Here is a 23,463-nt window from a genome sequence, read left to right on the forward strand (position 1 = left end):
TTCCTGTTTCTTACACTCCGACCAGTGGGTCGGTCACGCCCAGCACGTAGATGGCGATCAGGCCGATCACCCCCGTGAACAGCACGTAGTACAGCGTAGGCCATATGGTCTTGCGCAGCGTGGAGCCTTCACGACCGAGCAGGCCGACGGTGGCGGATGCGGCCACCACGTTGTGGATCGCAACCATGTTGCCTGCAGCAGCGCCAACAGCTTGGGTGGCAACTACCATCGCTCCGGAAATTCCGAGCGACTGCGCCACACCAAACTGGAACTGGCTGAACATCATGTTGCTGACTGTGTTGGAGCCGGCGAGGAACGCACCCAGTGCACCGACAGCTGGCGCCAGCAGCGGGTAGATGCTGCCCACGCTGTCGGCGACGTAGCGCGCCATGACGATCGGCATGCTGGCCAGCTCGGCACCGTTGACGCCGGAGTTGATCAGGATGCGTACCATCGGCACGGTGAACAGCAGTACGAAGCCAGCGCTGAGCAGTACGCCGCTGGATTCCTTCACCGCTGCCTTGAGCTCGGAAACGCGCATGCCATGCAGGAAGAAGGTAATCAGCACCACCATAACGAGGATGCCGCCCGGCAGGTACAGCGGCTCGATGCCTGCATTGATACCGGTTTCGCCAAGGATGTTGGCAAAGGCGATGGATACCGATTTCAGCGCAGCGGTGACCTGCGGGAACACCCGGCTGATCACCAGGATCGCGCCGACCAGCACGTAGGGCAGCCAGGCACGGAAGGCGCTCATCGGGCGGGCGGCCATCTCGTCCAGCTTCATTTCGATGGTGCCCAGCCACTCGGCCGGCCATTCCTTGGCGTCGGCGAAGTCCCAGGTGGTCTTCGGCGTCAGGAACTTGAAGCGGGCAGCGGTGGTGACGATCGCCAGGCCAACCAGACCACCCAGCAGTGACGGGAATTCCGGGCCGAGGAAGATGCCAGTGGCCGCGTAGGGCAGGGTGAATGCCAGGCCGGCGAAGATCGCGAATGGCAGCACCTCGAAGCCGGCTTTCCAGCTCTTCTCCTTGCCAAAGAAGCGGGTCAGCATCAGCACCATGACCAGCGGCATCACGGTGCCGACGATGGCATGGGTGATCGCCACGCTGCTGGTGATCTGCTGCAGGTAAGCGTTCCAGCTGGAACCCTGCGCGACCAGTTGCGCGCCGATGGTGGCGGTATCCAGGCCGCTATTGATGCCAACGACGATCGGCGTACCGACCGCACCGAAGGACACCGGCGTACTTTGCACCAGCATGCCGAGTAGGACTGCGGCCATCGCCGGGAAGCCAACCGCAACCAGCAGCGGCGCGGCGATGGCGGCCGGAGTGCCGAAGCCGGACGCGCCTTCGATGAAGCAGCCGAACAGCCAGGCGATGATGATGGCCTGGATACGGCGGTCAGGGCTGATGGTGGTGAAGCCAGCGCGAATGGCGGTAATACCGCCCGAATGCTTGAGGGTGTTCAGCAGCAGGATCGCGCCGAAGATGATCCACAACAGACCGAGGGTAATTACCAGGCCTTGCAACGTCGAGGCGATGATGCGGTTGACGCTCATGTCCCAGACGAATAGCCCGATTGCTGCGGTGAACAGGAAGACCAGCGGCATGGCGCGGCTGGCGGGCCAGCGCAGGCCGATCAGCATGATTGCTGCGAGCAGAATGGGTGTGAAGGCGAATAGTGCGAGCAGTCCGTTGGACATGTCAGGCTTCCCCTGCGGTTCGGTTCAGATGGGGCCCTGAGCGGACCGTGGAGTTGTTGTTGTGCGCAGATCTCATGCTGAGTCCTCTTATTTTTAGACCACTCTGTAAAGTGGTAAGACCACTTAACAGAAGGGAATGGCCAGCGTAAGAGCTGTGTATAGGGGCGTCAATTAGCTAGCTATAGACTTTGGTCGCAACGGCCGCACTTGTGCGGATGCGCGGTCATGGCTAGCATTCTCGATTGGTAAGACCATTTGGGGGCTGATATGGATGTGGGCATGGTGCGGCAGCGGCGGCTGGCAGACGACATCGTCGCGCAGCTGGAAACCATGATTCTCGAGGGCACGCTCAAGGCGGGTGAGCGTCTCCCTGCCGAGCGCGCCCTGGCTGAAAGCTTTGGGGTTTCCCGGCCTTCACTGCGTGAAGCGATTCAGAAACTGGCGGCCAAGGGCTTGCTGGTCAGTCGGCATGGCGGGGGCACGTTCGTTGCCGAGTCGCTGGGCTCCACGTTCAGCGATCCGTTGCTGCACTTGCTGGAAAACAACAGCGATGCGCAGCGCGACTTACTGGAGTTTCGCCATACGCTCGAAGGCAGCTGTGCTTATTACGCGGCCTTACGTGCAACCGAGGTGGACCAGAAGCGCCTCACCGAAGCCTTCGTGGCGTTGCAGGATTGCTATACCCGAGAAGGCAAGGTGAGCCGAGCGGAGGAGGGCGCAGCCGATGCCCAGTTCCACCTGGCCATTGCCGAAGCCAGCCACAACGCGGTGCTGCTGCACACCATTCGTGGTCTGTTCGATCTGCTCAAGCGCAACGTGGTGACCAACATCGGCGGCATGTACGCCCTGCGTGACGAAACGCGGGACATGCTGATGAGTCAGCATCGCGAGTTGTACGAGGCGATCATGGCCAGGCGGGCAGTGGAAGCGCGCGAGGTGATTCATCGGCACATCAATTATGTGCAGGAAGTGCTGGCCGAAGGTCAGCAGGAAGCCCAGCGGCTGGCGCGCGCGCAGCGTCGGCAGGGTGAAAGGATGCAGAAGGAAGGTTGAGAGCGGAGCCGGCATTGGCTGCCGGCTCGGTATTAGCTTGGGCTGATCAGCCCAAGAGTCGGGTGCAGCTCAGTCGTCTTTGCCCTTGGTGCGCATGGCGCGCTGGATCTCGCGATCGGAATCACGCTCCTTCTCGGTGTGGCGCTTGTCGTACTCCTTTTTGCCTTTGCCGAGGGCGATCTCGCACTTGATCATGTGCTTCTTCCAGTACAGCGAAAGCGCCACGCAGGCGTAGCCCTTCTGCTGCACGGCACCGAACAGCTTGCCCAGCTCGCGCTTGTTCAATAGCAGCTTGCGGGTGCGGGTCGGGTCGGCGATGACGTGGGTGCTGGCGCTGGTCAGCGGCGTGATGTGCGCGCCCATCAACCAGGCTTCGCCATCCTTGAGCAGGACGTAGCTGTCCACCAGCTGTGCCTTGCCGGCACGCATGCTCTTCACTTCCCAGCCGGCCAGGACGAGGCCTGCCTCGAATTTCTGTTCGATGAAGTAATCGTGTAGCGCTTTCTTGTTCAGCGCGATGGTCCCGGGGGACTGTTTCTTCTGTTTGGCCATAGGGGGCGCATTATAGGGAGTCCCGTTGCGGCTGGCGACAGCCCTCGACAGTGGCGGCGCCAGAAACTTGAGGGGCGGCCGTTAATCCCCGACAATGTGCGCGCTTTGCCGCCGCCTTGACTCTTCATGACGTCAATTGTGCGGTTGCGGGCTGGCTGCGTCGGATGCTTCCGATCGGCGCGCAATGAAATGACGACGTAGAAGGTCCGCATGACGACGCACATTCAACGTTCCGCGCTGCTGCCGTATCCCGCGCAGGCGCTGTTCGACATGGTCAATGATGTAGCCAGCTACCCGCAGTTCCTGCCCTGGTGTTCTGCGACCGAGGTGCTTTCCAGTAGTGAGACCGAAATGCACGCCAGCATGACCGTGGCGAAGGCTGGGTTGAGCCAGCGCTTCATGACGCGTAACGCGCTGGAGTTCGGCAAGCGGATCGAGATGACGCTTGAGGAAGGCCCATTTAGCCATTTACATGGCATCTGGGAGTTCAAGGCGCTGGGTGAAAAGGCCTGCAAGATCAGCCTGGACCTGACCTTCGATTACGCTGGGCCGCTGGTCAAGGCGACGCTCGGGCCGCTGTTCAACCAGGCGGCCAACACCTTGGTCGATGCCTTCTGCGAACGGGCGAAGCAGCTTTATGGATAAGCCATCGATTGCGGTCGAAGTGGTTTATGCGTTGGCGGACAAACAGAAGCTGCTGCAGATGACTGTGCCCGCCGGCACTACCGTGCGCGAGGCCGCCTTGCGCTCGGGGCTGGACGCGCATTTCCCCGGTCTCGACCTGGGCAGTGCGCCGCTCGGGATCTTTGGCAAGGCGGTACTCAAGCCTGAGGAAAGAGTGCTGGAGGAGGGTGAGCGAGTCGAGATCTACCGGCCTCTGATTGCGGACCCGAAAGAGGTGCGCAAGCAGCGGGCGGCGAAGGCTGCGAAGAACAAGGTCGATGATGCGTAACAGGCCGATACAAAAACGCCCGGGCTAGCCGGGCGTTTGTTTATTCGGTTTCCAGAGGTTCCGGAATCGGCACCGGGACCGGTTCGGCCTGGTCCACTTCACGCTGAATCTGCTCCAGTAGCGATCCCGGCGCAGGGCGCTCTTCGGGCTGGCGTGGTACAGCGGCTGGAGTCGTGCTGGTGCCCTGCGGCTGGCGGCCAAGGATCTGCTCGTCACGGCTCACGCCGGGCATGAAGTCACCGGCCAGACCGGCCAGTTGATCGTTCGCGTTGAATACCAGGCTGACGCGTTCCTGCTGGCGCTGGCTGCCGCCGGGCTGGATGCTGTACAGGTAGTCCCAGCGGTTGGCGTGGAAGGTGTCGGTGATCAGCGGGTTGCCCATGATAAACCGCACCTGCTGGCGGGTCATTCCGGGGCGCAACTGGTCTATCATGTCCTGCGTGACGACATTGCCCTGTTGAATGTCGACCTTGTAAACCCCGGGAAATGAACAACCGGCGAGTGCGAACAGACCCACGAGGGTGAGGCTGGTCAGCATGAGCTTGGTGTTTTGCATCGGTGGGTGACTTCCACTATCTTGGCTGGGCAAAGAACCCGGATCATACCCGTATTGAAGGAGGCTGCGAAACAGCAGCAGCGAGAAAGCCAACCATGGTCGAAAATAGCGAACTACGTAAAGCTGGGCTCAAGGTAACTCTGCCGCGGGTGAAGATCCTGCAGATGCTGGACACTACCGATCGCCGTCACATGAGTGCCGAAGACGTCTACAAGGCGTTGATGGAAGCGGGTGAGGATGTCGGTCTGGCGACGGTCTATCGCGTGCTGACCCAGTTCGAGGCGGCCGGCCTGGTAGTTCGGCACAACTTCGATGGTGGTCATGCCGTCTTCGAGCTTGCCGACAGCGGGCACCATGACCACATGGTCTGCGTCGACAGTGGCGATGTCATCGAGTTCTTCGATCCCGAGATCGAAAAATTGCAGAAAGAGATCGTCAAGCGCCACGGCTACGAACTGGTTGATCACAACCTTGTGCTCTACGTGCGCAAGAAGGACTGATCTCCCGTGCATGAAAAAGGCGGCCGCGGCCGCCTTTTTTTGTGCCTGTCAGCCGGGCTCAAGCCTGGGCGGAGGTGACCATCTGCCGTGCATGCGCCAGCGATTGTTCGGTGAGGTCGACGCCGCCGAGCATTCGGGCGATCTCCTCGACACGGCCGTTCTGATCCAGTTCGGCGACGGCCGTGCGGGTTTCATCTGCCCCGCGAGCCTTGTGCACGAACAGGTGGTGATGCCCCTGGGCGGCGACCTGGGGTAGGTGGGTTACGGTCAGTACCTGTCCGCGTTCGCCGAGGCGGCGCAGCAGTTGCCCAACGATCTCCGCGGTGGGGCCGCCGATGCCAACGTCGACTTCGTCGAATACCAGCGTCGGTACGCGAGACGTCTGAGCGGTGATGACCTGGATCGCCAGGCTGATGCGTGATAACTCACCGCCCGAGGCGACCTTGGCTAGCGGTCGCAGTGGCTGGCCTGGGTTTGCGCTGACCAGAAACTCCACCTGTTCGAACCCGTAGGGCATCAGTTCGCCTTCGACTGCGGGCTTGAGCTGCACGCTGAATCTGCCACCGGGCATGCCGAGGCGCTGGATCTCAACTTCCGCCGCGCTTGCCAGCTGATCCGCCGCGGCCTGGCGCATGCGGCTGAGCTCGCTTGCTTTTTCTTCATAGTGCCGGGCGTAGGCCGCAAGCTCTTCGCCGAGTCGTTCGACTGCTTCGTCGTCGGCGTTGAGCCCTTCAAGTTCTTCCAGCAGTTGCTGATGCAGCGAAGGTAGCTCGGAGGGTTGGACGCGATGCTTGCGGGCAAGGGTGTAGATGGTGTCCAGACGCTCCTCCAGCGTCTGCTGCCGCTCGGGATCGGCGTCGAAATGATCGACGAAACGGTTGAGTTCGCCGATGGCTTCTTCGACCTGAATCTGCGCGCTCGCCAGTAAGTTGACCGCTTCGCTGAGGGATTTCGGCTGGTTCTGGAAAGCCGTCAGACGTTGCAGGCTGCTGGTCAGCGCCGACAGCACGTTACCGGCATCGCTTTCGCTGCACAGCTCCATGACCTGACGGCAGGCGCCGAGCAGTTGCTCAGCGTTGGCGAGGTTCCTGTGTTCCTGCTCCAGTTGCTCCAGCTCGTTTTCGCCAAGCGCAAGATTTTCCAGTTCTTCAAGCTGGTAGCTGAGCAGCTGATGACGGGCGCGTTGTTCGTCGCCGCTGTTACTCAGTCGTTCCAGCGTCTGGCGGGTCTGTCGCCAGCGTTGCGCAGCCAGTTGTACCTGGCGCGCCAGTTCCTGGCTGCCGCTGAACTCATCGAGCAGGCGTCGGTGGGTGTCCGTCTTCAGCAGCGACTGATGCTCGTGCTGGCTGTGAATGTCGATCAGGAGCTCGCCCAGCGCCTTGAGATCACCCTGGGGGCAGGGCGTGCCATTGATGTAACCGCGCGAGCGCCCTTCGGCCGTGATCACTCGCCGCAGGATGCAGGGGCCGTCGTTGTCCATGTCGCGCTCGGCGAGCCAGGTGCGGGCATCGGGAATGTCGTCCAGATCGAAGCTGGCAAGGATGTCGGCTTTGTCGGCGCCGATGCGCACCACGCTGCTGTCGGCACGGTCGCCCAGCGTCAGGCCGAGGGCATCGAGCATGATCGATTTGCCTGCGCCGGTTTCACCGCTGATGACGCTCATGCCGCGTTTCAGCTCGAGGTCGAGATGCTCGACGATGGCGTAGTTGTGTACCGACAGATGAACCAGCATGGCAAGGCTCCCGATATTTGCGTGGCTGGCTATTTATACAGTGGTTTTCCTTGCAGCTACAAGCGCGAGTGGATGAATGTGCGGTCGCTCGTCATTTCGCGCGCTGCACTTTGCTCCGCGCCCCTTGAAGCCGGCTTTCGCGCCCCCATATAGCGGCACAAGCGCGGGTTTGCTGCCCGCTGATCGTATAGAGAGGAGGACTCATGGCCGACGAGCAGAACCTGGATAACCAGAACCCGGAAACGCCCGAGCATTCGGAAGCGGACGTAGCCGAGGACCTGGCTGCACGCGTGCAATCGCTGGAAGAGCAGCTGGCAGCGGCGCAGGACCAGTCCCTGCGCGTGGCGGCGGAGCTGCAGAACATCCGTCGGCGCGCCGAACAGGATGTTGAGAAGGCCCACAAGTTTGCGCTGGAGAAGTTCGCTGGTGACCTGTTGGCGGTTGCCGACAGCCTTGAGCGTGGCCTTGAGTTGTCCAGCCCCGATGATGATGCGGTCAAGCCGATGCGTGAAGGCGTCGAGCTCACCCTCAAGCTACTGCTGGACACTCTTGCGCGTCACCAGCTCGAGCAGCTCGACCCGCATGGCGAGCCGTTCAACCCTGAGCATCACCAGGCCATGGCCATGGAAGAAAGCACCCACGTCGAGCCGGGCAGCGTGCTCAAGGTGTTCCAGAAAGGTTACCTGCTCAACGGTCGCCTGCTGCGTCCGGCGATGGTCGTCGTCAGCAAGGCGCCCGCCGACGCACCGCCTTCGATTGATGAGAAGGCTTGAAATCCGGCTGCCGACCCCCATCTGGTAGCCAAGCGTTTTTGTGTTACCCGCAGCCGGTAAAACAGGCGCGGACCAATCGAAATTTGGAGAGCGAATTAAATGGGCAAGATCATTGGTATCGACCTGGGAACCACCAACTCCTGCGTCTCGATTCTGGAAAACGGCAAGGCCAAGGTTATTGAGAACGCCGAAGGCGGCCGTACCACTCCGTCGATCATCGCGTATGCGAACGACGGCGAAATCCTGGTTGGCCAGTCGGCCAAGCGCCAGGCAGTGACCAACCCGCACAACACCCTGTATGCGGTGAAGCGTCTGATCGGTCGTCGCTTTGACGAAGACGTCGTGCAGAAAGACATTCAGATGGTCCCTTACAAGATCGTCAAGGCAGACAACAGCGACGCCTGGGTCGAGGTGAATGGCCAGAAAATGGCGCCGCCGCAGATCTCCGCGGAAATCCTGAAGAAGATGAAGAAGACCGCCGAGGACTACCTCGGTGAGCCGGTGACCGAGGCGGTGATCACCGTTCCGGCCTACTTCAACGACAGCCAGCGTCAGGCCACCAAGGATGCCGGTCGCATCGCCGGTCTGGACGTCAAGCGCATCATCAACGAACCGACCGCGGCTGCGCTGGCTTACGGCATGGACAAGGCCAAGGGCGACCACACCGTGATCGTCTATGACCTGGGCGGCGGTACCTTCGACGTTTCGGTGATCGAGATCGCCGAAGTCGATGGCGAGCACCAGTTCGAAGTGCTGGCCACCAACGGCGACACCTTCCTCGGCGGTGAGGACTTCGACATCCGCCTGATCGACTACCTCGTCGACGAGTTCAAGAAAGAAAGCGGCATGAACCTCAAGGGTGACCCGCTGGCGATGCAGCGCCTGAAGGAAGCGGCCGAGAAGGCCAAGATCGAGCTGTCCTCCAGCCAGCAGACCGACGTCAACCTGCCGTACATCACCGCCGACGCCACCGGGCCGAAGCACCTGAACGTGAAGATCTCCCGTGCCAAGCTGGAGGCGTTGGTCGAGGATCTGGTGCAGCGCACCATCGAGCCTTGCCGCATCGCGCTGAAGGATGCCGGCGTCGACGTTTCGAAGATCGACGACGTGATCCTGGTCGGTGGTCAGACCCGTATGCCGCTGGTGCAGCAGAAGGTCGCCGAGTTCTTTGGCAAGGAAGCACGCAAGGACGTCAACCCGGACGAAGCCGTCGCCATGGGCGCTGCCATTCAGGGCGCGGTTCTGGCTGGTGACGTCAAGGACGTGCTGCTGCTCGACGTGTCGCCGCTGACCCTGGGTATCGAGACCCTCGGTGGCGTGATGACTCCGCTGATCGAGAAGAACACCACCATCCCGACCAAGAAGTCGCAGGTGTTCTCCACTGCCGACGACAACCAGAGCGCGGTGACCATTCACGTGCTGCAGGGTGAGCGCAAGCAGGCAACCGGTAACAAGTCGCTGGGCCGCTTCGACCTGGCCGAGATCCCGCCGGCGCCGCGTGGCATGCCGCAGATCGAGGTCACCTTCGACATCGACGCCAACGGCATCCTGCACGTGTCCGCCAAGGACAAGGCTACCGGCAAGCAGCAGTCCATCGTGATCAAGGCCAACTCGGGTCTGTCCGAGGAAGAAATCGAGCAGATGGTGCGCGACGCCGAGGCGAATGCCGAGGAAGACCGCAAGTTCGAGGAGCTGGCCACTGCGCGTAACCAGGGCGACCAGCTGGTGCATGCCACTCGCAAGATGCTCGTCGAGGCCGGTGACAAGGCCAGCGATGACGACAAGGCGGCGATCGAGAAGGCGCTGGGCGAGCTGGAGCTGGCCATCAAGGGCGACGACAAGGCCGAGATCGAAGCGAAGATCGCTGCCGTCTCCCAGGCTTCCACTCCGGTCGCGCAGAAGATGTACGCCGAGCAGGCTCAGGCGGGCGAAGGTCAGCCGGCCGACGAGCAGGGCAAGCCGGGAGACGACGTGGTCGACGCCGAGTTCGAAGAGGTCAAGGACAACAAGTAAGCCCTGGCTTGCTTCCGCTCCAGCCCGTCCCGACTTCGTTCGGGCGGGCCCGACCGCTGCGCGGGGGCTTGCTCCCGCGTCGGCGTGTCTGGAAGGCATGAAATTGAGGGTTCAGGATAGTTATGGCCAAACGCGATTTTTATGAGGTGCTGGGCGTCGAGCGCGGCGTCAGCGAGGCGGAGCTGAAAAAGGCTTACCGGCGCCTCGCGATGAAGCATCACCCGGACCGCAATCCGGGCGACAAGGCTGCCGAGGAAGCTTTCAAGGAGGCCAACGAGGCCTACGAAGTACTTTCCGATCCGAGCAAGCGTGCTGCCTACGATCAGTACGGGCATGCCGGCGTCGATCCGCAGATGGGTGCTGGCGCAGCGGGCGCCGGCTATGGCGGAGCGAACTTCTCCGACATTTTCGGCGACGTATTCAGTGATTTCTTCAGTGGCGGTCGTGGCGGCGGACGTGGCGGCGCGCAGCGCGGCAGTGATCTGCGCTACACGCTGGAGCTCGACCTGGAAGAGGCGGTGCGCGGCACCACGGTGACCATCCGTGTGCCGACGCTGGTCGAGTGCAAGATCTGCGATGGCTCCGGTGCGAAGAAGGGCACCAGCCCGGTGACCTGTACCACCTGTGGCGGCATCGGTCAGGTGCGCATGCAGCAGGGCTTCTTCTCGGTGCAGCAGACCTGCCCACGCTGCCATGGCAGTGGCAAGATGATTTCCGACCCGTGCGGCAGCTGCCATGGGCAGGGGCGCGTCGAAGAACAGAAGACGCTCTCGGTCAAGGTTCCGCCAGGCGTTGATACCGGCGACCGCATTCGCCTGTCCGGTGAGGGGGAGGCGGGCACTCAGGGTGGTCCGGCCGGCGATCTGTATGTCGTGGTCAATGTGCGCGAGCATGCGATCTTCCAGCGCGATGGCAAACATCTGTACTGCGAAGTGCCGATCAGCTTTGCCGATGCGGCACTGGGTGGTGAGCTGGAAGTGCCGACCCTGGATGGTCGCGTCAAGTTGAAGATCCCCGAAGGCACGCAGACCGGCAAACAGTTCCGCCTGCGCGGCAAGGGTGTCGCGCCAGTTCGCGGCGGTGCCGCGGGCGACCTGATGTGCCGCGTGGTGGTCGAAACGCCAGTCAACCTGAGCAAGCGCCAGCGCGAGATGCTTGAGGAGTTCCGTGGCACCCTGCAGGGCGACACTTCTCATTCACCCAAGGCCAGCGGCTGGTTCGAGGGTGTGAAGCGCTTTTTCGGCGATGTATGACAAGGGCTGCGGGTGGCGGGCGACAGGCTGCATGCCTTCGTCTGCTGTCTGAGGCCCACAGCCTGGAGCTGATTTGATGCGACGTATTGCAGTGACCGGCGCCGCCGGGCGCATGGGCAAGACCCTGATCGAGGCGGTGCAGCAGACCGGCGGCGCGGCCGGCCTGACGGCAGCCATCGATCGACCGGACAGTACGCTTGTCGGTGCAGATGCCGGTGAGCTGGCAGCCATCGGTCGTCTTGGGGTGCCGCTGACAGGTGAGCTTGCTCGAGCCGTCGATGAGTTCGACGTGCTGATCGATTTCACCCACCCCTCGGTGACCCTGAAGAATCTGGAGGTCTGTCGGCGCGCCGGCAAGGCCATGGTGATTGGCACCACCGGCTTCTCGCCGGAAGAAAAGGAGCGCCTAGCCGCGGCGGCCAGAGAAATCCCGATCGTCTTTGCGGCCAACTTCAGTGTTGGCGTCAATCTGTGCCTCAAGCTGCTGGATACGGCGGCGCGGGTGCTGGGTGACGATGTGGATATCGAGATCATCGAGGCACATCACCGGCACAAGGTGGACGCGCCTTCGGGGACCGCCCTGCGCATGGGCGAAGTCATCGCCGAGGCGCTGGGGCGTGACCTGCAGAAGGTTGCGGTGTACGGCCGCGAGGGGCAGACGGGGGCGCGTCAGCGTGAAACCATCGGCTTCGCCACGGTGCGTGCAGGGGATGTGGTTGGTGATCACACTGTGCTGTTCGCCGCAGATGGTGAGCGAGTCGAAATCACTCACAAGGCCTCCAGCCGCATGACCTTCGCCAAGGGGGCGGTGCGTGCCGCGCTCTGGTTGGATGAGAAGCCCGCTGGGCTTTATGACATGCAGGATGTGCTTGGTCTGAAATGAGTTTTTGCGCCGCTTGGCAGCGCGGTGCTCGTTCCGGGTGCGCTTGTCGGGCATTTTGGCTGGACCCTAAACAGGGTTTTCTGTAAGCTACTCGCTTTAGTGTGTCCACTAAAAGTTGCGCAGAAATGAATCAAACAAAAAGCGGGATGACCTTCACACGTCATCCCGCTTTTTTACAATCTGCGTCTGCTCCAGCCTTGATCTACGGGAGGTCTCTTGACTAAGCCAGCCCTTACGCCAGCCATTCTGGCTCTTGCCGATGGCAGCATCTTTCGCGGCGAATCCATCGGCGCCGATGGGCAAACCATTGGTGAGGTGGTGTTCAACACCGCCATGACCGGCTATCAGGAAATCCTCACCGATCCTTCCTACGCCAAGCAGATCGTTACGCTCACCTACCCTCATGTTGGCAATACCGGCACGACGCCGGAAGATGCCGAGTCCTGGAAAGTCTGGGCTGCGGGTCTGGTTATTCGCGACCTGCCGCTGATTTCCAGCAACTGGCGCGACAAGCAACCCCTGCCTGACTACCTCAAGGCCAATGGCACCGTTGCCATCGCCGGCATCGATACTCGCCGCCTGACCCGTATCCTGCGTGAGAAGGGTGCGCAGAACGGCTGCATCCTGGCTGGTAGCGATGCGACCGAAGAGAAAGCGCTGGAGCTGGCGCGCAGTTTCCCCGGCCTCAAGGGCATGGATCTGGCCAAGGAAGTCAGCGTCAAGGAGCGTTACGAGTGGCGCTCTAGCGTCTGGTGCCTGAAGGATGACGGCCATGCCGAGATTCCCGCTAGCGAGCTGCCCTACCACGTCGTCGCCTTCGACTACGGTGTGAAGTACAACATCCTGCGCATGCTGGTCGCCCGCGGTTGCCGCGTCACCGTGCTGCCGGCACAGACGCCTGCCAGCGAAGCCCTGGCGCTCAATCCGGACGGCATCTTCCTGGCCAATGGGCCGGGTGACCCCGAGCCGTGCGACTACGCAATCAAAGCGATTCAGGAAGTACTCGAGACCGACATTCCGGTATTCGGTATCTGCCTCGGTCACCAGCTGCTGGCGCTGGCCTCCGGTGCCAAGACCGTGAAGATGCCCAACGGCCACCATGGCGCGAACCATCCGGTTCAGGATCTGAAGACCGGCGTGGTGATGATTACCAGCCAGAACCATGGCTTTGCCGTGGACGAGGCGAGCCTGCCGGCCAATGTGCGCGCGACGCACAAGTCGCTGTTCGACGGCACTCTGCAGGGTATCGAGCGTACCGACAAGGCTGCCTTCAGCTTCCAGGGCCACCCGGAAGCGAGTCCTGGCCCGCACGACGTCGCGCCGCTGTTCGACCGTTTCATCGAAACCATGGCCAAGCGCCGCTAAGCCTGCCGACTGACCAAAGGATTCGAGAGTAAGAAAATGCCAAAACGTACAGACATCAAAAGCATCCTCATCCTCGGCGCCGGCCCCATCGTCATTGGCCAGGCCTGCGAGTTCGATTACTCCGGTGCTCAGGCTTGCAAGGCGCTGAAGGAGGAAGGCTTCCGCGTCATCCTGGTGAACTCCAACCCGGCCACCATCATGACCGACCCGTCGATGGCGGATGCCACCTATATCGAGCCGATCAAGTGGGCCACTGTGGCCAAGATCATCGAAAAGGAGCGCCCTGACGCGCTGCTGCCGACCATGGGTGGCCAGACCGCGCTGAACTGCGCGCTGGACCTGGAAAAGCATGGCGTGCTGGCGAAGTTCGGCGTCGAAATGATCGGCGCCAATGCCGACACCATCGACAAAGCCGAAGATCGTTCGCGCTTCGACAAGGCGATGAAGGACATCGGCCTGGCCTGTCCGGTATCCGGCATCGCGCACAACATGGAAGAAGCCTATGGCGTCCTCGACAAGGTCGGCTTCCCCTGCATCATCCGTCCGTCGTTCACCATGGGCGGCACCGGCGGCGGCATCGCCTACAACCGTGAAGAGTTCGAAGAGATCTGTGCCCGCGGCCTCGATCTGTCACCGACCAGTGAGCTGCTGATCGACGAGTCGCTGATCGGCTGGAAGGAATACGAGATGGAGGTGGTCCGCGACAAGAAGGACAACTGCATCATCGTCTGCTCCATCGAAAACTTCGATCCGATGGGCGTGCACACCGGCGACTCCATCACTGTCGCACCGGCGCAGACCCTGACCGACAAGGAATACCAGATCCTGCGTAACGCCTCCTTGGCGGTGCTGCGTGAGATCGGCGTGGAAACCGGCGGCTCCAACGTGCAGTTCGGCATCTGCCCGAACACCGGGCGCATGGTGGTGATCGAGATGAATCCGCGGGTGTCGCGTTCTTCGGCACTGGCTTCCAAGGCCACGGGCTTCCCGATCGCCAAGATCGCGGCGAAGCTGGCTGTGGGTTACACCCTCGACGAACTGTCCAACGACATCACTGGGGGGCGCACCCCGGCATCGTTCGAGCCGGCCATCGACTATGTCGTTACCAAGATCCCGCGCTTCGCCTTCGAGAAATTCCCCAAGGCTGATGCGCGCCTGACCACCCAGATGAAGTCGGTCGGTGAAGTGATGGCCATCGGTCGCACCTTCCAGGAGTCCATGCAGAAAGCCCTGCGTGGTCTGGAAGTTGGTGCTACCGGTTTCGATCCGAAGCTGAATCTGGCTGATGCCGAAGCTGAGAGCACTCTCAAGCGCGAGCTGACCGTGCCGGGCGCCGATCGCATCTGGTTCGTTGCCGATGCGTTCCGTGCCGGTAAAACGGTCGCCGAAGTGTTCGAGCTGACCCGGATTGACGAGTGGTTCCTGGTGCAGATCGAGGATCTGGTCAGGGACGAGGAACACGTCAAGACACTGGGTCTGTCCAGTATCGACCGTGATCTGATGTACAAGCTCAAGCGCAAGGGTTTCTCCGATGCGCGTCTGGCCAAGCTGCTGGGCGTCACCGAGAAGAACCTGCGCAGCCACCGCCACAAGCTCAAGGTGCTGCCGGTCTATAAGCGCGTCGATACCTGCGCCGCCGAGTTCGCCACCGACACGGCTTACATGTATTCGACCTACGAGGAAGAGTGCGAGGCCAACCCGTCGAGCCGCGAGAAAATCATGATCCTCGGCGGTGGGCCCAACCGTATCGGCCAGGGTATCGAGTTCGACTATTGCTGCGTGCACGCCGCGCTGGCGATGCGTGAGGACGGTTACGAGACCATCATGGTCAACTGCAACCCGGAAACCGTCTCCACCGATTACGACACCTCGGATCGCCTGTACTTCGAACCGGTAACCCTGGAAGACGTACTGGAAATCGTCCGTGTCGAGCAGCCCAAGGGCGTGATCGTGCAGTACGGCGGCCAGACCCCGCTGAAAATCTGCCGTGCGCTGGAAGAGGCGGGCGTGCCGATCATCGGTACCAGTCCGGACGCGATCGACCGCGCTGAAGACCGTGAGCGTTTCCAGCAGATGGTGCAGCGTCTGAATCTGCGCCAGCCGCAGAACGCCACCGCGCGCAGCGAAGAAGAAGCCATCGCCGCCTCCAAGGCGATCGGTTATCCGCTGGTGGTGCGTCCGTCCTACGTGCTGGGCGGCCGCGCGATGGAGATCGTCTACGAGGAAGAAGAGCTCAAGCGCTACATGCGTGAAGCGGTGCAGGTGTCCAACGACAGCCCGGTGCTGCTGGATCACTTCCTCAACTGCGCCATTGAAGTGGATATCGACGCCGTGTGCGACGGTACCGATGTCGTCATCGGCGGCATCATGCAGCACATCGAGCAAGCCGGTGTTCACTCCGGCGACTCGGCGTGTTCGTTGCCTGCCTACTCGCTGCCGCAGCACATTCAGGACGAGATCCGCGATCAGGTGCGCAAGATGGCCCTGGAGCTCGACGTGATCGGCCTGATGAACGTGCAGATGGCCGTGCAGGGCGAGGACATCTACGTGCTCGAGGTCAATCCGCGTGCTTCGCGTACCGTGCCATTCGTATCCAAGTGCATCGGCGAATCGCTGGCCAAGGTCGCGGCGCGCGTGATGGCGGGCAAGACGCTCAAGGAAATCGGCTTCACTCGCGAAATCATCCCGACCTACTACAGCGTCAAGGAAGCGGTATTCCCGTTCGCCAAGTTCCCTGGCGTCGATACCATCCTTGGCCCGGAAATGAAGTCCACCGGTGAGGTGATGGGTGTCGGCGACAGCTTCGCCGAAGCGTTCGCCAAGGCTCAGCTGGGAGCCAGCGAAATCCTGCCGACCTCGGGCTGCGCGTTCCTCAGTGTGCGTGAAGACGACAAGCCCTACGTCGAACAGGTGGCCCGCGATCTGGTCGGCCTCGGTTTCGAAGTGGTGGCTACCGCCGGTACTGCGCGCATCATCGAAGCGGCAGGGCTGCCGGTGCGTCGCGTGAACAAGGTGACCGAAGGTCGTCCTCATGTGGTCGACATGATCAAGAATGACGAAGTCACCTTGGTCATCAACACCACCGAGGGGCGTCAATCCATCGCCGATTCGTATTCCATTCGTCGCAACGCCCTGCAGCACAAGATCTGCATTACCACCACCATCGCGGGTGGTCAGGCGATCTGTGAGGCGCTCAAGTTCGGTCCCGAGAAGACCGTGCGCCGGCTGCAGGATCTCCATGCAGGAATCAAGGCATGACAAAATTCCCAATGACCATCCAGGGCGCTCGCGCCCTGGAAGACGAACTCAAGCATCTGAAGACCGTGCTGCGACCGCAGATCACTCAGGCAATCGCCGAGGCGCGGGAGCTGGGTGATCTCAAGGAAAACGCCGAGTACCATGCTGCGCGCGAGCAGCAGGGTATGGTCGAGGCGCGTATCCGCGACATCGAGGGCCGCCTGCAGAACGCTCAGGTCATCGATATCGCCAACATCACGCCCACCGGCAAAGTGATTTTCGGCACCACCGTTGATATCGCCAACGTCGAGACCGACGAGCAGGTGACCTATCAGATCGTCGGCGACGATGAAGCCGATATCAAGCAGGGCAAGCTGTCGGTAAGTTCGCCGATTGCGCGCGCGTTGATTGGCAAGGAAGAAGGCGACGTTGTGGCCGTCAAAACGCCCAGCGGGCTGATCGAGTACGAGATTGTCGAGGTCCGTCATATCTGATCGGCAGCCCGCACGGGCCGGCATCATCACTTGGCAGCTGGCCCAGACGTTCTGGGTTGGCGGCCTGTGGCTGCTGCAGTTCATGGTCTTGCCTGCCCTCGGGCGTATCGGGCTGGCGCCGTTGCTGGTCGAGGAAATCGCAGGCAGCCTGAAGCCATTGCTCGTCGGCTTCGCTGCGTTCTGTAGTGCGCTACAGGCGCTGGTCCTGGTTCAAGTGACGGGGCTGCGCGGCTTGTGGCGCGATGTGCGGGGGCAACTGTTGCTGGCGGTGGGGCTGCTTGCGGGCAGTCAATTGCTGATGCGGGCGGGTTGGTTCGAATCGCTCTACTGGGCCAGCTTCAGCTATTTGGTCATGGCGCTGTGTGGCTTGATGCTGGTCTTGCAGCCGGCTCCGGGGCGCGAGCACTGATCTTGCGCGGCAGACCTCGGTCTGCCGCAGCGATTTCAAGCCTGGAAGCGGTGAATGTTGGACAGCTGCTTGTTCGGTTTCGGGTTTTTACGATACACCAGTGCCATCTTGCCGATTGCCTGCACCAATTCGCACTTTGCGATCTTGCACAGTTCTTCCATCAGGGCGCGGCGGTCCTCTCGCTCGGTGATGCGGAACTGGATCTTGATCAGTTCATGATCATTCAAGGCTCGCTCGAGCTCGGCTTGAACGCCTTCGGTCAAACCGTTATCGGCCACGATCAGAACCGGCTTCAGGTGGTGACCGATGGATTTGTACTGTTTCTTTTGCTCGTTGGTGAGCGGCATATTTCGACCCTTGCGTCAGAAGCCTTGAAAATGGCGGCTAGTGTACCCGACAGGTTGAAGGTCGCCCAGCGGAGGCATCGGCCGGGCGCATTCGGGTGTCAGCTGATTTGCCCTGGCGCAGCGCACGGTTAGCTTGGCGCTGCGCATATGCGAGACGGGCGTATTCGGCGAGCACGGCATGGGCCTTGTGATTTCCAGCGTGGCCCCAATATCGGTGTAAGAATGCTTCATTGCTGTGGTGTTTAAGGGCTCGAAGCCATTCATTTCGATTCTTGAACGTGCTCCGCTGTACGCGTCAGTTCGGTAGTAGTTGCAGTGGAGGCGTTGCATGCGGTGCAGAACGCCGGATTTCGCGGTCTATCGGGACAGGCTTCAGTCGAATGGACGGCCGCGCAGGACAAGGGCTACGCTGTTTCATAGGGTTACAGACCGGCTGCCAGTTTCAGTGCGTTGTGTAGTAAGTTAGGCCGAGCAACCAATCGGCCGTCATGCGGGCCCGCAGACAACGGGTTTGCTCCAGAGGGTAGTTAATTTGAACGACATGGCAAAAAACCTGATCTTGTGGCTGATCATCGCCGCCGTCCTGGTCACGGTGATGAACAACTTCTCCAGCCCGAGCGAGCCGCAGACGCTGAACTACTCGGATTTCCTCGAGCAGGTCAAGCAGGGGCGCGTCGAACGCGTAACGGTCGACGGCTTCGTCATCATCGGCAAGCGCAGCGAGGGCGATACCTTCAAGACCATTCGTCCGGCAATTCAGGACAATGGCCTGATCGGCGATCTGCTCGACAACAACGTGCTGATCGAAGGCAAGCAGCCCGAACAGCAGAGCATCTGGACTCAGCTGCTGGTGGCGAGCTTTCCGATTCTCGTGATCATTGCGGTGTTCATGTTCTTCATGCGCCAGATGCAGGGTGGCGCGGGTGGTAAAGGTGGCCCCATGAGCTTCGGCAAGAGCAAGGCGCGCCTGCTCTCGGAAGATCAGGTCAAGACCACCTTTGCTGACGTGGCCGGCTGTGATGAGGCCAAGGAAGAAGTGCACGAACTGGTCGAGTTCCTCCGTGATCCGGGCAAATTCCAGCGTCTGGGTGGCCGCATCCCACGCGGCGTGCTGATGGTTGGTCCGCCCGGTACTGGCAAGACCCTGCTGGCCAAGGCGATCGCCGGCGAGGCCAAGGTGCCGTTCTTCACCATTTCCGGCTCGGACTTCGTGGAGATGTTCGTCGGTGTCGGCGCCAGCCGCGTACGCGACATGTTCGAGCAGGCTAAGAAGCACGCGCCGTGCATCATCTTCATCGACGAGATCGACGCCGTCGGCCGTCATCGTGGCGCCGGCCTCGGCGGTGGGCACGATGAGCGCGAGCAGACGCTGAACCAGCTGCTGGTCGAAATGGACGGCTTCGAGATGAATGACGGCATCATCGTCATTGCTGCGACCAACCGTCCCGATGTGCTGGATCCGGCATTGTTGCGCCCAGGTCGTTTCGATCGCCAGGTTGTAGTCGGTCTGCCGGACATTCGTGGCCGTGAGCAGATTCTCAAGGTGCACATGCGCAAGGTTCCGATAAGCGAGAACGTCGAGCCTGCGGTGATTGCCCGTGGTACTCCGGGTTTCTCCGGTGCCGATCTGGCCAACCTGGTGAACGAGGCATCATTGTTCGCTGCGCGCTCCAACAAGCGCATCGTGGAAATGCGCGAGTTCGAACTGGCCAAGGACAAGATCATGATGGGCGCCGAGCGCAAATCCATGGTCATGTCCGAAAAGGAGAAGCTCAATACGGCCTATCACGAGGCCGGCCATGCCATCGTCGGTCGTGTGGTGCCTGAGCACGACCCGGTGTACAAGGTTTCCATCATTCCCCGTGGGCGGGCGCTGGGCGTCACCATGTTCCTGCCGGAAGAGGATCGCTACAGCCTGTCGAAGCGGGCGCTAATCAGTCAGATATGTTCGCTGTTTGGTGGCCGGATCGCTGAAGAGATGACGCTGGGTTTCGAAGGTGTCACTACTGGTGCGTCGAACGACATCATGCGCGCCACGCAATTGGCGCGGAACATGGTCACCAAGTGGGGGTTGTCGGAAAAGCTCGGGCCGTTGATGTATGCCGAAGAGGAAGGCGAGGTCTTTCTCGGTCGCAGCGCCGGCAGTCAGCACTCCAACGTCTCTGGAGAGACGGCCAGGCTGATCGATGAGGAAGTACGCAGCATCATCGATCACTGCTATGGCACAGCCAAGCAGATCCTGACCGACAACCGCGACAAGCTGGACATGATGGCTGAGGCGCTGATGAAGTACGAAACCATCGATGCGCCGCAGATCGACGACATCATGGCTGGGCGTACGCCGCGTGAGCCGCGTGATTGGGAAGGCGGCTCGGGAGCTTCCGGCACGCCGGTCGTTCCAGATGACAGTCGTCCGCAAACCCCTATCGGTGGGCCGGCTGGCGAGCACTGAGATCGCCGTCCTGCGGGTTTGCCGCTTGCAGAGTAGATGGCTGTAACCAGAAGGGGCGCATAGGCGCCCCTTCTGGTGTAAATTGTTCACCCCGTTGTGCCATGGTGGTGCAATCGGATGGACGCCCGTTTAGAGCGTCCGGCCTGAACGCTCAAGGCTTGTGAATGATAGATTCGTTTTCTCCCTCTCGGCTGGTGTGTGGCAGCCGGGTTCTTGATCTATCCCGTCCGCATGTGATGGGGATTCTCAACGTCACTCCCGATTCCTTCTCCGATGGTGGTCGCTTCGCCGGGCTTGATGCCGCTCTTCGGCACGCGGAGGCCATGGCTGCAGCCGGGGCTACGCTGATCGACGTTGGTGGTGAGTCCACGCGCCCGGGTGCGCGCGCCGTGTCGCCGACCGAGGAGCTGGAACGGGTGGCGCCAATCGTTGAGGCGGTCGCTCGCGAACTGGACGTGGTGGTTTCAGTGGATACTTCCACTCCCGCGGTTATTCGCGAAAGCGCTCGCCTGGGTGCCGGACTGATCAATGATGTGCGCTCGTTGCAGCGCGATGGTGCGCTGGACGCAGCTGCTGACACCGGCTTGCCAGTCTGCCTGATGCACATGCGAGGTGAGCCGGGTGACATGCAGGTCGATCCGCATTACGAAGATGTCACGTCCGAGGTCTGTTCCTTTCTCGAGCAGCGCATGGCGGCCTGTGCCGCCGTTGGTATCCCGCTCGAACGGATAGTTCTTGATCCCGGCTTCGGGTTTGCCAAGACGCTGACCCATAATCTGGTGCTGTTCCGGCATATGGAGGCGCTTCACCGTCTCGGTCGTCCGTTGCTGGTCGGCGTGTCTCGCAAGAGCATGGTGGGGGCGGTTTTGGGGCGCCCGGTTGATCAGCGCTTGTACGGCAGTTTGGCGCTTGCTGCACTGGCAGTGAGCAAAGGCGCTCGGATAGTTCGCGTTCACGATGTCGCCGAGACGGTTGATGTAGTTCGAATGATTGCTGCAGTGCAGGCGGCGGAATAGGGAAGACACCATGACTAGAAAGTATTTCGGCACCGATGGTATCCGTGGGCACGTCGGGCAGGCTCCGATCACTCCGGACTTCATGCTCAAACTGGGATGGGCAGCTGGCATGGCCTTTCGCAAACAGGGAAAGTGCCGGATTCTTATTGGCAAGGACACGCGTATCTCGGGCTACATGTTCGAGTCAGCATTGCAGGCGGGATTGTCCGCAGCTGGCGCGGACGTACTCTTGCTTGGGCCTATGCCGACACCCGCAGTCGCCTATCTGACGCGTACCTTCCATGCTGAGGCGGGCATCGTGATCAGTGCCTCGCACAATCCGCATCACGATAACGGAATCAAGTTTTTTTCCGGTCGCGGCACCAAGCTTCCCGATGAAGTTGAGCTGATGATCGAGGAGTTGATCGATGCGCCGATGACCGTGGTCGAGTCGGCCCAGCTGGGCAAGGCGTCGCGTATCAATGATGCGGCAGGGCGTTACATCGAATTCTGCAAGAGCAGCGTGCCGACCAGCACGGATTTCTCCGGGCTGAAGCTGGTGATCGACTGCGCACATGGTGCGACCTACAAGGTTGCACCCAGCGTATTCCGTGAGCTGGGTGCCGAAGTGGTCGTGATAGGTGCGCAGCCGGACGGTCTGAATATCAATGCCGATGTTGGATCCACTCATGTCGGTCAGCTGCAGAAGGCGGTCGTCGATCATGGGGCGGATCTTGGCATCGCCTTCGATGGCGATGGTGATCGGGTGATGATGGTCGATCACACCGGCGCCGTGGTTGATGGCGACGAACTGCTTTACATCATCGCAACCGATCTGCAGGAGCGCGATCGGCTTTCCGGCGGAGTGGTGGGCACGCTAATGAGTAACCTCGGGCTCGAGCTTGCTCTCAAGGCGCGCGACATCCCGTTCACTCGGGCAAAGGTTGGCGATCGCTATGTGATTGCGGAAATGCTCGATCGCTCATGGGTTCTGGGTGGCGAGAACTCCGGGCATATCGTTTGTGCGCAGCACACTACTACGGGCGATGCGATTATTGCGGCTTTGCAGGTGGTTCTGGCGCTTCGTCGACGCGGGCAAACACTCGCCCAGGAGCGGTTGGCGTGGCACAAGTGTCCTCAGGTGCTGATCAATGTGCGTTTCTCCGGGGATCGGGATCCCATATCCCATCCGAGCGTGCAGGCTGCTTGCGACAGTGTTACCGAGCGTATGGCGGGGCGAGGTAGGGTGCTTCTGCGCAAGTCCGGGACCGAGCCGCTGGTGCGGGTGATGGTCGAGGGCGATGACGAAACTCAGGTGCGGGGTATGGCAGAAGAGCTCGCCAAGATCGTTACTGAAGTTTGTGCGTAATCGCGCTTGCCAGAGCGTTTTCTGTTGAGTAACATCTGCGCCCACTTTGACCGATGAGGTAAAGCATGCGTCGCCCCATGGTAGCTGGTAACTGGAAGATGAACGGTACCCGCGCTAGCGTCGCAGAGCTTGTCGAGTCTCTCCGTATGCAGGCATTGCCTGTAAGTGTCGAGATTGCGGTGTTCCCCTCCTGTCTGCATGTCGCTCAGGTTTTGGGTGGTGTCGATAGCAAGCATGTTGCCGTCGGAGCCCAGGACTGTGCAGCGCAGAACGGCTTCGGGGCGCTGACCGGCGAAGTGTCAGCCGAGCAGTTTGCTGAGGTTGGTTGTGAGTGGGTTCTGGTTGGTCACTCGGAGCGTCGCCTGGTTCTAGGTGAGACGGATGAAGTGGTCAGTCGCAAGTTTTTGGCGGCGCAGGTAGGTGGTTTGAAACCTGTGCTGTGTTTGGGTGAAACGCTCGAGGAGCGTGAGGCTGGTCGGACGCTGGAAGTGGTCGGGCGCCAGTTGGCGCAAGTGCTGGATGATCATGGTATTGCAGTTTTCGAATCGGCGGTCATCGCTTACGAGCCTGTTTGGGCGATTGGTAGTGGCTTGACCGCGACCCCTGAGCAGGCCCAGGAAGTACATGCTGCCATACGCGAGCAGCTGTCGCGTCAAGATCGCCAAGTCGCCGCAGGCGTTAGGCTTTTGTACGGCGGTAGCGTCAAGGCGGACAACGCCGCTGAGCTGTTCTCAATGGCGGATATTGACGGGGGGCTGGTTGGTGGGGCCTCTCTGAAAGCGAATGAATTTGGTGCGATCTGTCGCGCCGCGGGGAACTGATC

At 61.1% G+C, this 23,463-nt stretch carries 21 protein-coding genes; 16 read left to right on the plus strand and 5 right to left on the minus strand.

The features are described from left to right. Positions 1–10: 10 nt before the first annotated feature. Complete coding sequence (locus tag PSEST_RS04645; RefSeq protein ID WP_015275867.1) at positions 11–1,705, minus strand: L-lactate permease; 1,695 nt, start codon at positions 1,703–1,705, stop codon at positions 11–13. Positions 1,706–1,972: 267 nt separating this feature from the next. On the opposite strand from PSEST_RS04645, the gene PSEST_RS04650 reads away from it, so the two are divergent. After that, the gene (locus tag PSEST_RS04650; protein WP_041756473.1) at positions 1,973–2,758 is read left to right on the plus strand and encodes a GntR family transcriptional regulator; all 786 of its coding nucleotides are present in this window, start codon (positions 1,973–1,975) and stop codon (positions 2,756–2,758) included. 69 nt (positions 2,759–2,827) lie between these two features. Here the strand turns inward: PSEST_RS04650 and smpB are convergent, their stop codons facing one another. Then, positions 2,828–3,310: an SsrA-binding protein SmpB gene (gene smpB / locus PSEST_RS04655; RefSeq protein WP_003299438.1), complete on the minus strand. Its 483-nt coding sequence runs from the start codon at positions 3,308–3,310 to the stop codon at positions 2,828–2,830. Positions 3,311–3,520: 210 nt separating this feature from the next. Here smpB and PSEST_RS04660 point away from each other — a divergent pair, with 210 nt between their 5' ends. Both PSEST_RS04660 and PSEST_RS04665 read left to right on the plus strand, forming a co-directional pair. After that, positions 3,521–3,955: a type II toxin-antitoxin system RatA family toxin gene (locus tag PSEST_RS04660; RefSeq protein ID WP_014819218.1), complete on the plus strand. Its 435-nt coding sequence runs from the start codon at positions 3,521–3,523 to the stop codon at positions 3,953–3,955. Continuing rightward, a complete protein-coding gene (locus PSEST_RS04665) occupies positions 3,948–4,262 on the plus strand; it encodes an RnfH family protein (RefSeq protein ID WP_015275869.1) in 315 nt (104 codons plus the stop codon). Before PSEST_RS04660 ends, PSEST_RS04665 begins: the two co-directional genes overlap by 8 nt. A 40-nt stretch (positions 4,263–4,302) precedes the next feature. Here the strand turns inward: PSEST_RS04665 and PSEST_RS04670 are convergent, their stop codons facing one another. Further along, entirely contained in the window at positions 4,303–4,818 is a 516-nt protein-coding gene (locus PSEST_RS04670) for an outer membrane protein assembly factor BamE (protein WP_015275870.1), read from the minus strand. 95 nt (positions 4,819–4,913) lie between these two features. On the opposite strand from PSEST_RS04670, the gene fur reads away from it, so the two are divergent. Continuing rightward, on the plus strand, positions 4,914–5,318 hold the full coding sequence (gene fur / locus PSEST_RS04675; RefSeq protein ID WP_015275871.1) for a ferric iron uptake transcriptional regulator: 405 nt from the start codon (positions 4,914–4,916) through the stop codon (positions 5,316–5,318). Between the two features lie 58 nt (positions 5,319–5,376). Here the strand turns inward: fur and recN are convergent, their stop codons facing one another. Continuing rightward, entirely contained in the window at positions 5,377–7,050 is a 1,674-nt protein-coding gene (gene recN, locus PSEST_RS04680; protein ID WP_015275872.1) for a DNA repair protein RecN, read from the minus strand. 203 nt (positions 7,051–7,253) lie between these two features. Here recN and grpE point away from each other — a divergent pair, with 203 nt between their 5' ends. The 8 genes from grpE to PSEST_RS04720 all read left to right on the plus strand — a co-directional run bounded on the left by grpE (position 7,254) and on the right by PSEST_RS04720 (position 17,477). Continuing rightward, positions 7,254–7,823, plus strand: a complete 570-nt coding sequence (gene grpE, locus PSEST_RS04685) for a nucleotide exchange factor GrpE (protein WP_015275873.1) — start codon at positions 7,254–7,256, stop codon at positions 7,821–7,823. Between the two features lie 99 nt (positions 7,824–7,922). Continuing rightward, the gene (gene dnaK / locus PSEST_RS04690; protein ID WP_015275874.1) at positions 7,923–9,836 is read left to right on the plus strand and encodes a molecular chaperone DnaK; all 1,914 of its coding nucleotides are present in this window, start codon (positions 7,923–7,925) and stop codon (positions 9,834–9,836) included. 122 nt (positions 9,837–9,958) lie between these two features. Further along, positions 9,959–11,089: a molecular chaperone DnaJ gene (gene dnaJ / locus PSEST_RS04695; RefSeq protein ID WP_015275875.1), complete on the plus strand. Its 1,131-nt coding sequence runs from the start codon at positions 9,959–9,961 to the stop codon at positions 11,087–11,089. A gap of 76 nt (positions 11,090–11,165) precedes the next feature. Then, positions 11,166–11,972 (plus strand): 4-hydroxy-tetrahydrodipicolinate reductase, encoded by an 807-nt coding sequence (gene dapB, locus PSEST_RS04700; protein ID WP_015275876.1) that lies wholly within the window; start codon positions 11,166–11,168, stop codon positions 11,970–11,972. Positions 11,973–12,188: 216 nt separating this feature from the next. Then, entirely contained in the window at positions 12,189–13,337 is a 1,149-nt protein-coding gene (gene carA / locus PSEST_RS04705; protein WP_015275877.1) for a glutamine-hydrolyzing carbamoyl-phosphate synthase small subunit, read from the plus strand. 36 nt (positions 13,338–13,373) lie between these two features. After that, positions 13,374–16,595: a carbamoyl-phosphate synthase large subunit gene (carB, locus tag PSEST_RS04710; protein ID WP_015275878.1), complete on the plus strand. Its 3,222-nt coding sequence runs from the start codon at positions 13,374–13,376 to the stop codon at positions 16,593–16,595. Next, positions 16,592–17,068, plus strand: coding sequence for a transcription elongation factor GreA (gene greA / locus PSEST_RS04715; RefSeq protein WP_015275879.1), 477 nt, complete (start codon positions 16,592–16,594; stop codon positions 17,066–17,068). The genes carB and greA overlap by 4 nt, the downstream gene beginning before the upstream one ends. Next, a complete protein-coding gene (locus PSEST_RS04720) occupies positions 17,046–17,477 on the plus strand; it encodes a hypothetical protein (protein ID WP_015275880.1) in 432 nt (143 codons plus the stop codon). Before greA ends, PSEST_RS04720 begins: the two co-directional genes overlap by 23 nt. Positions 17,478–17,512: 35 nt before the next feature. On the opposite strand, the gene PSEST_RS04725 is transcribed toward PSEST_RS04720, so the two are convergent. Then, a complete protein-coding gene (locus PSEST_RS04725) occupies positions 17,513–17,824 on the minus strand; it encodes a YhbY family RNA-binding protein (RefSeq protein ID WP_015275881.1) in 312 nt (103 codons plus the stop codon). 541 nt (positions 17,825–18,365) lie between these two features. On the opposite strand from PSEST_RS04725, the gene ftsH reads away from it, so the two are divergent. The 4 genes from ftsH (at position 18,366) to tpiA (ending at position 23,461) form a co-directional block, all read left to right on the plus strand. Beyond that, entirely contained in the window at positions 18,366–20,276 is a 1,911-nt protein-coding gene (gene ftsH, locus PSEST_RS04730; protein WP_041756476.1) for an ATP-dependent zinc metalloprotease FtsH, read from the plus strand. Between the two features lie 164 nt (positions 20,277–20,440). Beyond that, positions 20,441–21,292 carry a dihydropteroate synthase gene (gene folP, locus PSEST_RS04735; RefSeq protein WP_015275883.1) on the plus strand — a complete coding sequence of 284 codons (852 nt, stop codon included), beginning with the start codon at positions 20,441–20,443 and terminating at the stop codon, positions 21,290–21,292. A gap of 10 nt (positions 21,293–21,302) precedes the next feature. Continuing rightward, on the plus strand, positions 21,303–22,640 hold the full coding sequence (gene glmM / locus PSEST_RS04740; protein WP_015275884.1) for a phosphoglucosamine mutase: 1,338 nt from the start codon (positions 21,303–21,305) through the stop codon (positions 22,638–22,640). Between the two features lie 65 nt (positions 22,641–22,705). Continuing rightward, positions 22,706–23,461, plus strand: a complete 756-nt coding sequence (tpiA, locus tag PSEST_RS04745; protein WP_015275885.1) for a triose-phosphate isomerase — start codon at positions 22,706–22,708, stop codon at positions 23,459–23,461. The last annotated feature ends 2 nt before the right edge of the window (positions 23,462–23,463 follow it).

It is taken from the genome of Stutzerimonas stutzeri RCH2 (genome assembly GCF_000327065.1).
GTDB classification, from domain to species: Bacteria; Pseudomonadota; Gammaproteobacteria; order Pseudomonadales; family Pseudomonadaceae; genus Stutzerimonas; species Stutzerimonas stutzeri_AE.